The sequence below is a fragment of the Thermomonospora sp. CIF 1 genome (assembly GCF_001896795.1).
GTDB classification, from domain to species: domain Bacteria; phylum Actinomycetota; class Actinomycetes; order Streptosporangiales; family Streptosporangiaceae; genus Thermomonospora; species Thermomonospora curvata.
Genome location: NZ_MOYN02000023.1, coordinates 110,991 through 124,698, shown reverse-complemented (window position 1 = coordinate 124,698; position 13,708 = coordinate 110,991). Strand labels below are relative to the sequence as shown.

Sequence of the window (13,708 nt, the reverse complement as noted above, 5' to 3'; positions counted from 1 at the left end):
ATCATGTGGCTATTTCACGATCCATCCTGAGGGGTCGTTGCTATGGTGCTGCGGTGCGATGGGCGGATTAGGCGCGTATCGCACTCGGTCGGATGAGACACCGGGGCGGTCTGTGGCGACCGGCTGCGGAAACCCCATGAGATAGGCCGCGATAGGAAGTCATGCTGCGACGACTTGCCCGCTGGAGCCTGAGATCCAAGATCACCGCGCTGCTGGTGTCGCTGGCGCTGCTGTGGGCCTTCGCGGCCTGGGTGACCGCCCGTGAAGGACTGAACCTGCTGGCCGTCAACCAGCTGGACCAGGCGCTCGGCCGTCCGACGGCGACCCTCATCACCGAGCTGCAAAAAGAGCGCAAGCTGTCGCTGATCTGGCTGGGCCGCTCCGACGGCGCCAACCTGAACAGGCTGACGCAGCAGCGCAGGAGCACCGACGCGGCCATCAACGGCTTTCGCAGCTCCAGCGGCAAGGGCGGCTGGGCGGTCAGCGACGTCCAGCGCACCCACATCGCGGAGATCACCAGGCTGCTGGACTCGTTGCAGGGCATGCGCCGGAACATCGACGAGCGCAGGAGCCAGCAGGTCGACGCGGCCCGCCCCTACAGCGCCGCGATCGACGCCGCGCTGAAGCTGACCGCCGCCAACTCCGACGTCATCGACGACAAGCGCATCGCCCGCGAGGGTCTGGCCCTGGTGTCGCTGCTGCAGGCCCGTGAGGTCCTGGCCCGGGAGGACGCGCTGCTGTCGGGTGTGCTGGCCGAGGGGAAGTTCACCGACACCGAGCACATCGAGTTCACCGGCCTGGTCAACACCCAGCGGTACTTGTTCTCCCAGGCCACCGAAGGGATGCCGGAGCAGGCCCGGGCCGCCTACGAGCGGCTGGCCCGCGGTGAGGTCGGCACCCGGCTGACCGCCGTGGAGGACCTGGTCATCCAGCGCGCCCGCGCCGGGATGCGCCCCGCCGTCACCAAGGCCCAATGGGACGGCGCGGTCAACCCGGTGCTGGAGCAGATCGACAAGATCGTCCTGGCCGGCGGTGACGAGGTCGTCGAGCACTCCCGGCCGATGGCGATCGGCGTCATCTTGCGGCTGTCGCTGGCCGGCGGCCTGGGCATGCTGGCGGTCATCGCCTCGATCGTGGTGTCGATCACCACCGCCCGCAAGCTGGTGCGCCAGCTGGAGCGGCTCCGCGACGCCGCCTGGGAGCTGGCCAACCAGCGCCTGCCCAGCGTGGTCGAGCGGCTGGGACACGGTGAGAAGGTGGACGTGGCCGTGGAGGCCCCGCCGCTGCGGTTCGGTGACGACCAGATCGGCCAGGTGGGTCAGGCGTTCAACGCGGTGCAGGAGACCGCCATCGCCACCGCCGTCCAGCAGGCCGAGCTGCGCAGTGGTTTCCGCAAGATCCTGCTGGCGCTGGCCCGCCGCAACCAAGCCCTGGTCACCCGGCAGCTGCGGCTGATCGACAGCATCGAGCGCCGCCGCGACCTGGAGGGCGAGGAGCTCCAGGAGATCTTCCGGCTGGACCACCTGGCCACCCGCATGCGGCGCAACGCCGAGAACCTGGTGCTGATGGCCGGGGAGAAGCCGGCCCGTTCCTGGAAGAACCCGGTGCCCATCTTCGACGTGGTGCGCGCCGCGGTCGGCGAGGTGGAGGACTACGAGCGGGTCGCCTTCCAGCGCTTCGACGCCGCCCGCCTGGCCGGCCGGGCGGTGGTGGACGTCACCCGGCTGCTGGCCGAGCTGATCGAAAACGGCCTGAACTTCTCCAGCCCCGGCACCGAGGTGGTGGTCAGCGGGCAGACCGCCGCCAACGGCTATGCCATCGAGATCGAGGACAAGGGCCTGGGCATGACGCGCGAGCAGCTGGAGGAGGCCAACCAGATGCTCGCCGACCCGCCGGAGTTCGACCTGGCGCCCGACGAGCGGCTGGGCCTGTTCGTGGTCGGCCGGCTGGCCCGCCGCTACCAGATCTCCGTCAGCCTCAAGCGTTCCCCCTACGGCGGCGTCACCGCCGTCGTGCTGATCCCCAACGACCTCATCGGCGACCAGATCGGCGAGGACGTGCGGACGGTGGTGGCCTCGGCCGGCGCCGCCGCGATGAGCACCGGCGGCCCGGCCGAGCCGGACCGCCGGGCCGCCGTCACGGTGCTGCCCACGCCCTCCGGCCACGCCACCGGCGGCCACGCGGTCGTCCCGGCCCCGGTGGGCGACCTGCCCAGCAGGACCGGTCCGCAGCCGGAGGTGGCAGATCCCCGGCAGCCGGTCCCTTCCGCCGCGCCCGCCCCGCACCGGGAGGAGGCTCGGCGGCCCTCTGACGCGTCCCCTGTTCCCGAACCCGCCGGCGACGCTCCCCGGCCGGCAGAAACGGTGGTGCCTTCTGCCATGTCCCTGCCAACCACTCCCGGAGGTCTGCCGATCCGGCAGCCGCAGGAGCATCTGGTCGAGCAGCTGCGTACCGACGCCCCGCTGGTCTCCTCCGCCGCGCCGCAGGAGGAGGAGCGGGGCCGCAGCCCGGAGGAGATCCGCAGGATCGTGGGGGCCTTCCAGCAAGGCACCCTGCGCGGCCGGGCCGAGGCCCGGCAGCGCTCCCCGCAGGCCGGGCCCGGCGACGACGGTGCGTCTTCGGCCTGATCTCCCCGCCTGAACCGAGCAGCCCCAACCGCGCCAGGGCAGAGACCCGATAAGGAACTGCAATGCCCAACAGTGGCACGACAGATCTGACCTTCCTGCTGGATGATCTGGTCAAAAGAGTGGACGGCGCCAGGCATGCGATCGTGCTGTCGGCCGACGGCCTGCTGATGGCCTCTGACAGCGCCTTCGCCAAAGACGACGGCGAGCACCTGGCCGCGGTGGCGGCCGGCGTGCAGAGCCTGGCCCGGGGGGTCGGTGAGCGCTTCGGCCATGGGAAGGTCCGCCAGTCCATCATCGAGATGGAGACGGCCTTCCTGCTGGTCACCGTGGCGGGACCGGGAGCATGCCTGGCGGTGCTGGCCGACCAGGGTTCCGACCGGGCCACCGATGTGGGCCTCATCGCCTACGAGATGGCACTGCTGGTCACTAAAGTTAGTAACTTTTTGACCTCTCCGCCCCGGGCCGCGGTGGAAGGGGAACGATCATGACGGGACAACGGCACGGGCACGATCCCGCCGAACCGATGGTGCGCCCCTATGTGCTCACGCGTGGGCGCGTCCAGCCGGGCCAGGGCAGCTTCGACGTGATCACCCAGGTGGTGGCGACGTCGGAGCCCTCCCCGGAGGAGCATCGCGAGCTTTCCCCCGAGCACCTGGAGATCCTGCGGCTGTGCCAGGAACCCAGGTCGGTGGCCGAGCTGGCCGCCCAGTTCGGGCGCGGCGCCGAGCCGGCCGGTGAGTTCTCCGCATCGCCCGCCGCGGGCGCGGGCCTGCCGATCAGCGTGGTCCGCGTCCTGCTCGGCGATCTGCTGGAGCGGGGGCACATCCAGGTCCAGGAACCCGAGGCGGACAACCTGCGCCGCATCGATCTGTACAAGGAGATCATCGTTGGACTCCGCGCCCTCTGAGCAGGACAGGGCGGCACGCCCGGTGCCCAAGCTGCCCACCGCGGTCAAGATCGTCATCGCCGGTGGGTTCGGCGTCGGCAAGACCACCATGGTCGGCACGGTCTCCGAGACCGTCCCGCTGCGCACCGAGGAGATCCTCACCGACCGCAGCATCGGGGTCGATGATCTGGCCGGTGTGGAGGCCAAGGCCTCCACCACGGTGGCGATGGACTTCGGCCGCATCACCCTGCGCAAGGACCTGGTGCTCTACCTGTTCGGCACGCCGGGTCAGGAGCGCTTCTGGTTCATGTGGGACGAGCTGTCGCTGGGGGCGCTCGGCGCGGTGGTGCTGGCCGACACCCGGCGCCTGGCCGACTGCTTCCCGTCGGTGGACTACTTCGAGCGGCGCGGCACCCCGTTCATCGTGGCGGTCAACTGCTTCGACGGCGCCCGCCGCTACGAGCTGGAGGAGGTGCGCATGGCGCTGAACCTCGCCGAAGAGGTGCCGGTGATGCTGTGCGACGCGCGCAAGCTGGACTCCTGCAAGGAAGTGCTGATCACCTTGGTGCAGCACGCGCAGCGGGCGCGCATCGCACCGGTGGCCACCTGAACGCCGGGGCGTTCAGCGGCGCGGCGGCGCGGTGCCGAAGAACCCGGCGTAAAAGTCCATGTGGCGTTCCATGTAGTCGGCCTGCTCCCGGTGCCTGGCGCGGGCGGCGGCCAGCAGCGTCCTGGCCTGCCCGGTGGCCTCGGCGAGCCGCAGCTCCACCGCCGGGCGGGGCAGGCCCAAGGTGAGCGCGTTCGGCTCGCCCGGATCCAGCCCGCGTCCGGCCGCGCCCAGGTCGGCCGACAGCCGCACCGCCCGCTGCACCGCCCGGGCGGCGTCCGCCAGGTCCTCGGCGGGGCCGCTGTCGCCGGTGGCGATGCGGTGCGCGGCGAAGGTGAGGGCCAGCCCGAAGCCGTCGGCGTCGCGCAGGTACTCCTCGAAGGAGGGCCGCCGCCCGGCGCGGGCGGTCGTCCAGGAGCGGGCCAGAGCCCGCAGCGTCCGCCGCAGCTCCTCCTGCCAGGCGTCGTACAGCACCGGATGGGCGGGCAGCGCCGCCAGCTCCCGGTGGATCACGGCCAGGAAACGGGACAGGTCGTCGTCGGGGTCGGGGGAGGCCCCGTCCGCCACCGCCTCATAGTGCTCGATGAGCCGCCACAGCTCCGGCTCAGAAGCCAGGTGCGCGACGCGCCGGCCCAGGCCCAGCACCCACAGGCTCATCCGGCCCGCCGGCTGCAGCTGGTCCACGGTGCGGTGCGGGTCGCTGAAGGCGGCGGCCAGCGCGAGCATGCTGTACAGCCCCGGATCGAACGAGCGGGGGTCGTAGGGGGCGGGAAACTCCACGGCCCATCCCCGCATGCGCCGCTGCAATTTCCCGGCCACCGTGCAGATCCTGGCCGCGGCTTCGGCTCCCGGGCCGGTCGCCGTCACATCGAAGGGGGACGGCTGCGCTGCGCGTACTGCCATGTGGGCCTCCTGCGTCGAAGGGCCTTGCCACGCCGGGACGGTTGCCGCAGGCCGTTATCGGGGACTTTTTCGGCACGCCGTTTCCCAAGGCGATGCCGCCGCCTGCACGGGTGCGAAATCGCACCACGGCGAGGCTTTCGGCGCCTTGAGACCGCGTGCCGGAAAAGACCCGGTGGCCACGGGCAGCGGCCGCTGCTCAGCCGAAGTATCACACGGCGCACTTTAACGATCAAGGTTCCGGTGCCGGTGATCGTGCTCACCGGCACCGGTGGCCTGCCCGCTGACCTGGGGGTTTGAGCGAGCCGGCCGCCGGGGCGCAGGGAGGCGGCAGCAGGCGGCAGCCGCCCGGTCCGCCGCTTGGGGAGGGGGCCGGAAAGAACGCCGGACGAAGTGACGCGCCTTGCCCGCCGGCATGGATATCTTGCGCTGAACTGAAGAGCGGCCATCTCTTTTTGTGGCCTGCTCTCTTTGTAAGGAGAATTTTGCTGCGCTGATTTTCGTGCTTTTGGCGTGGTGCGGCCGTCGTCCCGGGCCGTGGTGCGGGTCCATGCGGCGGTCGGCTTCTCGATAGCCGATATGCGTCTCCTCGGCGGCTTTGAGTGCGGAGAACGTCGGTCTGAGGGCCTCCCTGCCGCCTTATCGACGGCTTGTTCCCCCCTTCGTCGGTGACTTTGGCAAATTCCGGATCTATGGTGACATAGGTGATTGCGGTCGTTGTGGCCGGCGTAACGGACGATGGGCGGTGCCTCTCATGATGAGCAGCTGCGACGGCCGGGTGGAGCCCGGCATCGACAGGCCGCATCCAGCGCGGGTCGCCGACTACTGGCTGGGCGGCCGGGACTACTACCCCGCCGACCGGGCGGCGGCGGAGGCCGTCGAGAGCATCGCCCCCGGCGTCGCGGCCTCGGTCCGCGCTTACCGCGCATTCCTGGGCCGCTGTGTCCGGCACCTGATCCTTGAGCGGGGCGTCCGCCAGTTCCTCGACATCGGCTCCGGTCTGCCCACCGGAGGCAACACCCACCAGGTGGCCCAGCGCCTCGCCCCCGAGTCCCGGGTCGTCTACGCCGACAACGACCCGCTGGTGGTGGCACATGCCCGGTCGCTGCTGACCAGCACCCCGCAGGGCGCCGTCAGCTACCTGGAGGGCGATCTGCGCCGGCCCGAGCACATCCTCAAGCACGCGGCCGAGACCCTCGACCTGACCCGGCCGGTGGCGTTGATGCTGCTGGGCGTTCTCGGCCACATCCCCGATGAGACCGAGGCCGGCTGGATCGTGCGCTACCTGGTGGAGAGCGTCCCCTCGGGCAGCTACTTGGTGATCGTGCACCCCACTTTGGACACGCGCGGCGAGACCATGAGCAAGGCGATCCTGCGCTTCAGGCAGTGCGGCGGCACCCGGGTCGTGGCCCGTGACCGTGCCCGCCTGATCCGCTTCTTCGACGGCCTGGAGCTGCTGGAACCCGGCGTGGTCACCACTTCCGACTGGCGTCCGGACACCCGTGGCGACGGGCTTCTCCCCGTGGCCTCCGAACTGTGCGGCGTCGGCCGCAAGCCCTGACCCCCGCCTCCCGGCGCTCAGACGTTGACGCCGTAGTCCCTGGCGATGCCCGCCAGCCCCGAGGCGTACCCCTGGCCGACCGCGCGGAACTTCCACTCGCTGCCGTGCCGGTACAGCTCGCCGAAGATCATGGCGGTCTCGGTGGAGGCGTCCTCGGTGAGGTCGTAGCGGGCGATCTCGGTGCCGTCGGCCTGGTTGACCACGCGGATGAAGGCGTTGCGGACCTGCCCGAAGGTCTGGCCGCGGCTGTCGGCGTCGTAGATGGAGACCGGGAAGACGATCCGGGCGGCCTCGGGCGGGACCGCGGTCAGATCGACCTTGATCTGCTCGTCGTCGCCCTCGCCCTCGCCGGTGAGGTTGTCGCCGGTGTGCTCGACCGATCCCTCCGGGCTGCGCAGGTTGTTGAAGAAGACGAAGTGCTGGTCGGACAGGACCTTGCCGGAGGCGTCCACCAGCAGCGCGCTGGCGTCCAGGTCGAAGTCGGCGCCGGTGGTGGTCCGCACGTCCCAGCCCAGCCCGACCGTGACCGCGGTCAGGCCCGGCGCCTGCTTGCTGAGCGAGACGTTGCCGCCCTTGGAAAGGCTGACACTCATGGTGCTCCTCCTCGAATCATCGGGTACTGCGTCAACGGGTCACCCCAGGTGACGGTTCCCCTCCGCATCGTCCCTCTCATCAGTGCAGGCCAAAGCACCGTGGCGGGCGCCGCCCGGGCGGGGGAGCATGGACGGGCTGCGACTTGAGCACCGCTTCTTGAGAAAGGAGAAAACCCGCATGACCGCTCTCGGTGTGGTGTTCCGCCCCCAGCTGCCTCCCGAGCGGTTGCGCGATGTGGCCTGCGCGGCCGACGAGGCGGGGCTGGAGGAGCTGTGGCTGTGGGAGGACTGCTTCCTGGAAAGCGGCATCGCCTCCGCCGCGGCCGCCCTGGCCTGGACGCGCCGGCTGCGCGTGGGCATCGGCCTGCTGCCGGTGCCGCTGCGCAACGTCGCGCTGACCGCGATGGAGGCGGCCACCTTGCACCGGTTGTTCCCGCAACGGGCCATCGTCGGCGTCGGTCACGGCGTCCAGGACTGGATGGCCCAGGTCGGCGCGCGGGTGGACTCGCCGCTGACGCTGCTGGAGGAGTACCTGACGGCGCTGCGGGCCCTGCTGCGCGGAGAGCGGGTCACCGTGCAGGGCCGCTACGTCCGCCTCGACGACGTCGCCCTCGACTGGCCGCCGCCCGCCGCGCCCCCCGTGCCGGCCGGGGCGAGCGGGCCGCGCACGCTGCGGCTGAGCGGCCGGGCCGCCGACGGCACCATCCTCACCGCGGGCACCGCCCCCGACGCCGTGCGGCGGGCCCGCCGCCTGATCGAGGAGGGACGCGCGGAGGCCGGCCGCACCGACCCGCACCGCCTGGTGGTCTACTTCCACGCCGCGACCGGCCCGGACGCCCGCTCCCGCCTGGAGGCCGAGCTGCGGGGCTGGGGCGACGCCCCCACCGCCGACCTGGGAGCCGCCGGGGACGCCGAGACCGTCGCCGCGGCCGTCGTCCGCCTGGCGCAGGCCGGGGCCGATACGGTGGTCCTGCAGCCCACCGCCGACGAACCCGACCCCGAGGGCTTCGTCCGCTTCGTCGCCGAGCAGGTCCGCCCGCTCGTCCCCTGACCGCGGCCGCCGCGCGCTTTTTCAGCCGGTGCCGGTCACGTGGCAGTCGTCGTCGGCGGCGCCGTCGCCTGCGACCTGCGTCTCCCAGCTCAGGGAGCTTTCGGGGACGTCGAGGAAGACATAGGTCTCGCCCACCTCGAGGCAGTCGTCGCGGTCACGGCCCACCTTCACGCCGCCCAGATCCGTGATGACGAAGCCGCGCCGGGGGTCCAAGGTGATCCGGACGGTGAACTCGCCGACCCGGCGGGTCCGGAAGGGCGCGTCGACGGGGACGACCCACATGCCGGAGGGCTTCTGCTCGACCAGGGCCTGATCCCCTCGGTCGCCGTCTTGGTCCCAGCCGTCGATGTAGACGGTGGCGCCGGGCTGGATCTGCCGCAACGCGGTCTTCTCGGTGGAGCAGCCCGCCGCCGCCACCAGGATCGCCGCGAGCACCAGGATCATCGACTTGTGCCGCAAGGTGTCACTCCCGCTCCCCGCCCCGCTCGGCGTCCCGCCGGGGTCGGCGGGTATCCGCTGCTGAGGGCGTTCCGGCGATGCTACCGGGGTGAATCGTCACAAAAGTGACCGCCTGGTGTACTTATCCGATGGGCACGACCCGTGCGGACGGGGCCTTCGCTGGAGGGGGATCGGGGCATGGCCTGGTTGATGATCATCGCGGCCGGATTGTTCGAGGTCGCCATGGCCTACTCGCTCAAGCTCAGCGACGGCTTCTCCCGCCCCCTGGCCAGTGCCTGCTTCATCGTCTTCGCCGTGCTCAGCTTCGCCCTGCTGTCACTGGCGCTCAAGAGCCTGGAGGTCGGCACCGCGTACGCGGTCTGGACGGGCATCGGCGCCGTCGGCACCGCCGTGCTGGGCATCGTGGCCCTGGGCGAGAGCGCCTCCCCCCTCAAGATCGTCTCGATCGCCCTGGTGCTGTCCGGCGTCGTCGGCCTCAACCTGTCCGGCGCCGGCCACTGAACCTTTCTCAACGCCCCGTTCCCGCAGGTGGGGACCGCGGGGTCTCGAAGCCAGGGGCAGTGCTGTGACCCGCAATGTCATGGTCTCGGACGCCGCCGGTGCCCCGTCTCCGGTGTCTCAAGGCCACGTGTTGGGAAAGGTTCACCGGATCTCGTTCCCCGAAGTCTGCGGGGGCTTGGCAGCCCGCCGCTAAAAGGCGACGCCGAACAATGAGGACGGCTATGAAGCCATGAATGCCGGAGCTGGTCACACTGAGTTCCACCCCCTGCTCCGGAGGACCGAGTCCGTATGAGAGCACGATCGACCCGGGCCGTGATGGCGGTCCCGGTACCGGCCGCTCGTACAGCGATGCGGCGCTTCGGCGCCGGCCCCAGAGGGGACGTGCGGCGCCGTTGAAGCCCGGCGGGTCTCGTGCGGGACCGGTGCTCCGTCTCGATGAGGCGATCGGGCCATGGTCCGCCGGCGCCTTCGCGTAGGCCATCCGTCCCTTCCGTGTGCGCTCCCCCGGTCCCCGAGCGCACACGGAAATGGCCTGCCGGACGGGCGCGGCGGGCACCGGTCCTTCCCGCCGAGGACGCGCCGGCGGGAGGGACCGGTCCGCGGCGATGGCGGCCGCCGCCCGGCGGCGGCCGCCATCGCATGTCCGCGCACGCCCGGGCGGATGCGGCCCGGTGCCGCGATGGGGAGCGCCAAGCCGCATGCCACCGCCCGGGGCTTCCCGGCGTGCGAGGGGACAACGGCCGGACGAGCCGGGGCTTGTTCGCGTCGTGTTTCCCGGCGGCCGTGCGCCACAGAGCCCACCCCGGTTCGCGAAAGCGGGGCGCAACGCCTCTTTGCGCTGTTCAATCCCGCTTTTTCAGGGCGCTCTCACCGGCGGTGCACGTTTTGGAACGGCCGGATTCCAATGGGTTCATCGAGCCCACGGAAAAGGCGCGCGGACTCGTCCATCACCCGGCTATCGCCTAGGGGAGTGGGGAGAGGCATATCGTAAAGGTGACGCCGACCCTGCTTTCAGGAGGATCACTTGGCGAGACGACGCAGCGCCATGGCCGCCTCGGTGATGCTGGCGGTGACGGTGGCCGTCGGAATCACCGCGATGTCGCAGCCGGGAGGCGATGACTCGGTGAGCGGCCCGTTCGGCGTCGTCGAGAAGACGAACGACGAAGACCAGCCGGCTGAGGAGTACTGGACTCCGGAGCGCATCAAAGAGGCCGACGAGAACGGGATCGACGAGATGCCCGCGTTCCCCGAATAGGGGCTTTCCCACGGGCGGGACAGAGCCGTGACCTGCGACGTCCTGACCTCGGATACCGCCGGGCACCGTCCCGGCACCTCAACACCACGTGCTGAAAGGGCACGCGGAACCTTTCACAGCACGTAGCCCAATGACGTGGGGGACGGGAGCCCGAGTGGTGTTCGGTGTCGCGGCCTTCCAAGCCGCGACACCGCCCCTGACGTTCCCGTCGCGACCCGCGGAAACGGCGTGCTGAAAGATTCACCGGCAGAAGGCGTCCGGCCACTGCGGACCGGAGACTCCCCGCGAAGCCGGACGAGCCGACTGGACGCCGAAACCTTGCCCGGAACAAGGCAGGCCCGAGGCGATGCCCCGCCCATCTGAAAACGGACTCATCGGCGTGCCCGCGTCAAGATGGGCGGGTGCAGGTCGATGCCGTGGTGGTGGGTTCGGGGCCCAACGGGCTGGCGGCGGCGCTGGTGCTGGCGGCGGCGGGGCTGGAGGTGGAGGTGTACGAGGCGTCCGGCACCCCCGGCGGCGGGATGCGCACCGAGGAGCTGACGCTTCCGGGCTTCAAGCACGATGTGTGCTCGGCGGTGCACCCGATGGGGCTGGCGTCCCCGTTCTTTCGCGCCTTCGACCTGGAGAGGCACGGGGTGGAATGGCTGCACCCCCAGGTCGCCTACGCGCACCCCCTGGACGGCGGGCACGCCGGGCTGGCCTGGACCGATCTGGAGCGGACGGCCGAGGGCCTGGGCGCCGACGGGGCCGCCTGGCGCCGGCTGCTGGGACCGCTGGTGGAGCGGTGGCGGGGGGTCGTCGGCGCGGCCATGTCCGACCTGCGGCATCCGCCCGGCGACCCGGCCGGCGCGGCCCGCTTGGCGGTGCGGCTGGCCGAGCAGGGCACCCCGCTGTGGCGGTTCCGCTTCCGCGGCCGGGTCGCCCCCGCCATGCTGGCCGGTCTCGGCGCCCACGCCATCGCGCCCCTGCACCGCCCGGCCTCGGCGGGCGCCGGGCTGCTGCTGGGGACGCTGGCGCACGCGGTCGGCTGGCCCCTGCCGCGCGGCGGCAGCGCCGCGATCACCGCGGCCATGGTGCGGGCGCTGCGGGCGCGCGGCGGCCGGATCATCACCGGGCACCGGGTCCGCTCGCTGGCCGAACTGCCCCGCGCCCGCGCGATCCTGCTGGATGTGACCCCCGCCGGGCTGCTGGAGATGGCCGGTGACCTGCTGCCGGAGGGGTATGCGCGCGCCCTGCGGCGCTTCCGCCACGGGGGAGCGGCCTGCAAGGTGGACTTCGCCCTGTCGGGCCCGGTGCCCTGGACGGCGCCCGGCTGCGACCTGGCCGGCACCCTGCACCTGATCGGCGACGAAGTGGAGGCGTCCGCCGCCGAACGACGGGTCGCCGCCGGGCGGCACGCCGCCCGCCCCTACGTGCTGGCCGTCCAGCCATGCGTGGTGGACGACGGCCGCGCCCCCCAAGGGCACCATGTGCTGTGGACGTACGCGCACGTGCCGCAGGGCTCGTCCCGGGACGTCTCCGAAGCGGTGATCGCCCAGGTGGAGCGGTTCGCCCCCGGCTTCCGCGACCTGATCGTGGCGCGGCGCGCGGTGCCGGCCGCCGAGCTGGCCGCCGGCAACCCCAACCACGTCGGCGGTGACATCGCGGGCGGTGCCATGACGGCCTGGCAGATGCTCATGCGTCCCGTCCCCCGCTGGGACCCCTACCGCACGCCGCTGCCCGGGGTGTACCTGTGCTCGTCGTCCACCCCGCCGGGCCCGGGCGTGCACGGCATGTGCGGGCTGCACGCCGCCTCCCGGGCGCTGCGGCAGCGCTTCGGCGTGCGGGCCGACCCGCTGCGGCTGGTGCGCTCCCTACGCGAAACGCACTGAAAGAGGCCGCGGCGCGGGCGGCTCCTCTGCGGCGGGCTCGCGGCCGAAGTGCACCCAGGTGTGCAGCAACAGCAGCATCTCCAGCCGGCGGTCGGGGTCGGTCAGGGCGTCCCCGAGCATCTCCTCCAGCCTGCGGATCCGGTAGCGGACGGTCTGCTCGTGGACCAGCAGCCGCTCGGCCGCCGCGACCGCGTTGTCGCGGTTCTCCATGTAGGTCAGCAGGGTGCGGACCAGCGGTTCGCGGCGGTGCGGCGGCAGCTCCATCAGCGGGGCCAGCCGCTCGGCCAAGGCGACCTCGATGATCTCCTCGCTCATGGCGGTGACCAGGGTGGGGATGTGGTCCAGGCAGCGGACCGGCCCCTTTTCCGGGATGACGCCGCGCTCCACCAGCTCCAGGGCGTGCCGTGCCCAGCGCAGGGACAGCGCGCCCCGGGTGAGCGGCACGGTCGGGCCGATGGCGGCGGCGCAGTCGCGCACCAGCGAGGTGATCAGCCGCTCCTGGGCGGGGCCGTCGGGGTCGGGCACCACCAGGTAAGGGGAGGAGCCGTGCCAGTCGGCCAGGATCGACGGCGGCATGACCGGCGGGGGCTGGCCCAGCGGCGGGCGCACCGCCACCAGGGCCAGGGTGCGGGGCAGGTCCCAGTGGGCCGAGCGGGCCAGCTCGGCGATGGCCTCCCGGCTGGCCGGGGGGTCGGCCACCAGCAGGTCGCGCAGCCGCCAGCGGGATCGTTCCCGCTCGGTGACCACCTGCTCCTGGGCGGCGGCGTAGCCCTGGGCGGCGGCCCCGGCCAGCCGTTCCAGGAACACGAACAGCGATTCGGTGATCTGGCCGAGCAGCTGCAGCGACCAGTTCAGCCGCTGGGCGTCTTTGATGAAACGGCGGCAGGCGACCTGCCCGCTGACCCGGATCGCCGTTTGCAGCCCGTCCAGGTTCCGTCCGCTGCGGGCCTCGTGCGCGCCGATCCGGGCGTAGATGCCGGCCAGCTCCGACCAGTCGAAATCGGGCCGGCCGATGGCGTCGATGAAGTGCCGGATCGTCTCCCGTACGGTCCACCTCATCCGCCGGCCGTACTTGCTGTCCAGCGGACGGGCGTACTCGGGCACCATCCCCTGGATCTCCAGGACCATCTCCTCGGCCGCGGCCTCCAGGTACGGCCGCAGCGGCGCGGCCAGTTCGGCGGAGATCGCCGCCAGGGGTGAATCGCCGGTGCCGGGGGCGGGGTTATCCATTGGCGGACCTCCCGGTGACAGGGTCACGAGATGAGGCGATCACCTCGGGCTCCCAGGACTAACACGGCAATCGACCTGAAAGTAAGGCCCTTTGATGGGGGTGGCCATGGAGATTGTGCGGCGCTCTGCTCAAAAGTAATGGCGCACAAATAACATTGTGCGTGATC

Annotated in this window: 13 protein-coding genes; 9 read left to right on the top strand and 4 right to left on the bottom strand. The window is 71.6% G+C overall.

Going from position 1 to position 13,708, the window contains the following annotated elements; translation table 11 throughout:
- Positions 1–161 precede the first annotated feature (161 nt).
- The 4 genes from BUE48_RS18915 to BUE48_RS18900 all read left to right on the top strand — a co-directional run bounded on the left by BUE48_RS18915 (position 162) and on the right by BUE48_RS18900 (position 4,123).
- The gene (locus BUE48_RS18915; protein WP_286990666.1) at positions 162–2,627 is read left to right on the top strand and encodes a sensor histidine kinase; all 2,466 of its coding nucleotides are present in this window, start codon (positions 162–164) and stop codon (positions 2,625–2,627) included.
- Positions 2,628–2,689: 62 nt separating this feature from the next.
- Positions 2,690–3,115: a roadblock/LC7 domain-containing protein gene (locus BUE48_RS18910; RefSeq protein WP_012854119.1), complete on the top strand. Its 426-nt coding sequence runs from the start codon at positions 2,690–2,692 to the stop codon at positions 3,113–3,115.
- Positions 3,112–3,534, top strand: coding sequence for a DUF742 domain-containing protein (locus tag BUE48_RS18905; RefSeq protein ID WP_012854118.1), 423 nt, complete (start codon positions 3,112–3,114; stop codon positions 3,532–3,534). Before BUE48_RS18910 ends, BUE48_RS18905 begins: the two co-directional genes overlap by 4 nt.
- On the top strand, positions 3,515–4,123 hold the full coding sequence (locus BUE48_RS18900; RefSeq protein WP_012854117.1) for a GTP-binding protein: 609 nt from the start codon (positions 3,515–3,517) through the stop codon (positions 4,121–4,123). Before BUE48_RS18905 ends, BUE48_RS18900 begins: the two co-directional genes overlap by 20 nt.
- A gap of 12 nt (positions 4,124–4,135) precedes the next feature.
- On the opposite strand, the gene BUE48_RS18895 is transcribed toward BUE48_RS18900, so the two are convergent.
- The gene (locus BUE48_RS18895) at positions 4,136–5,023 is read right to left on the bottom strand and encodes a terpene synthase family protein (protein WP_012854116.1); all 888 of its coding nucleotides are present in this window, start codon (positions 5,021–5,023) and stop codon (positions 4,136–4,138) included.
- Positions 5,024–5,777: 754 nt separating this feature from the next.
- On the opposite strand from BUE48_RS18895, the gene BUE48_RS18890 reads away from it, so the two are divergent.
- Complete coding sequence (locus BUE48_RS18890; RefSeq protein WP_148233059.1) at positions 5,778–6,581, top strand: SAM-dependent methyltransferase; 804 nt, start codon at positions 5,778–5,780, stop codon at positions 6,579–6,581.
- A gap of 17 nt (positions 6,582–6,598) precedes the next feature.
- Here BUE48_RS18890 and BUE48_RS18885 read toward each other — a convergent pair whose 3' ends face one another.
- Complete coding sequence (locus BUE48_RS18885; protein WP_286990665.1) at positions 6,599–7,174, bottom strand: TerD family protein; 576 nt, start codon at positions 7,172–7,174, stop codon at positions 6,599–6,601.
- Between the two features lie 178 nt (positions 7,175–7,352).
- Between BUE48_RS18885 and BUE48_RS18880 the strand changes: the two genes are divergently transcribed.
- Positions 7,353–8,225, top strand: a complete 873-nt coding sequence (locus BUE48_RS18880) for an LLM class flavin-dependent oxidoreductase (RefSeq protein ID WP_012854113.1) — start codon at positions 7,353–7,355, stop codon at positions 8,223–8,225.
- A 21-nt stretch (positions 8,226–8,246) separates the two neighbouring features.
- On the opposite strand, the gene BUE48_RS18875 is transcribed toward BUE48_RS18880, so the two are convergent.
- Positions 8,247–8,684 (bottom strand): hypothetical protein, encoded by a 438-nt coding sequence (locus BUE48_RS18875; protein WP_286990664.1) that lies wholly within the window; start codon positions 8,682–8,684, stop codon positions 8,247–8,249.
- 177 nt (positions 8,685–8,861) lie between these two features.
- Here BUE48_RS18875 and BUE48_RS18870 point away from each other — a divergent pair, with 177 nt between their 5' ends.
- The 3 genes from BUE48_RS18870 to BUE48_RS18860 all read left to right on the top strand — a co-directional run bounded on the left by BUE48_RS18870 (position 8,862) and on the right by BUE48_RS18860 (position 12,311).
- Entirely contained in the window at positions 8,862–9,185 is a 324-nt protein-coding gene (locus tag BUE48_RS18870; RefSeq protein WP_286990663.1) for a DMT family transporter, read from the top strand.
- Between the two features lie 1,024 nt (positions 9,186–10,209).
- A complete protein-coding gene (locus tag BUE48_RS18865) occupies positions 10,210–10,440 on the top strand; it encodes a hypothetical protein (RefSeq protein WP_012854110.1) in 231 nt (76 codons plus the stop codon).
- A gap of 401 nt (positions 10,441–10,841) precedes the next feature.
- Entirely contained in the window at positions 10,842–12,311 is a 1,470-nt protein-coding gene (locus BUE48_RS18860) for a phytoene desaturase family protein (RefSeq protein ID WP_286990662.1), read from the top strand.
- On the opposite strand, the gene BUE48_RS18855 is transcribed toward BUE48_RS18860, so the two are convergent.
- The gene (locus BUE48_RS18855) at positions 12,294–13,541 is read right to left on the bottom strand and encodes a PucR family transcriptional regulator (protein ID WP_012854108.1); all 1,248 of its coding nucleotides are present in this window, start codon (positions 13,539–13,541) and stop codon (positions 12,294–12,296) included. The two genes, BUE48_RS18860 and BUE48_RS18855, sit on opposite strands and share 18 nt — an antisense overlap.
- Positions 13,542–13,708: the final 167 nt, after the last annotated feature.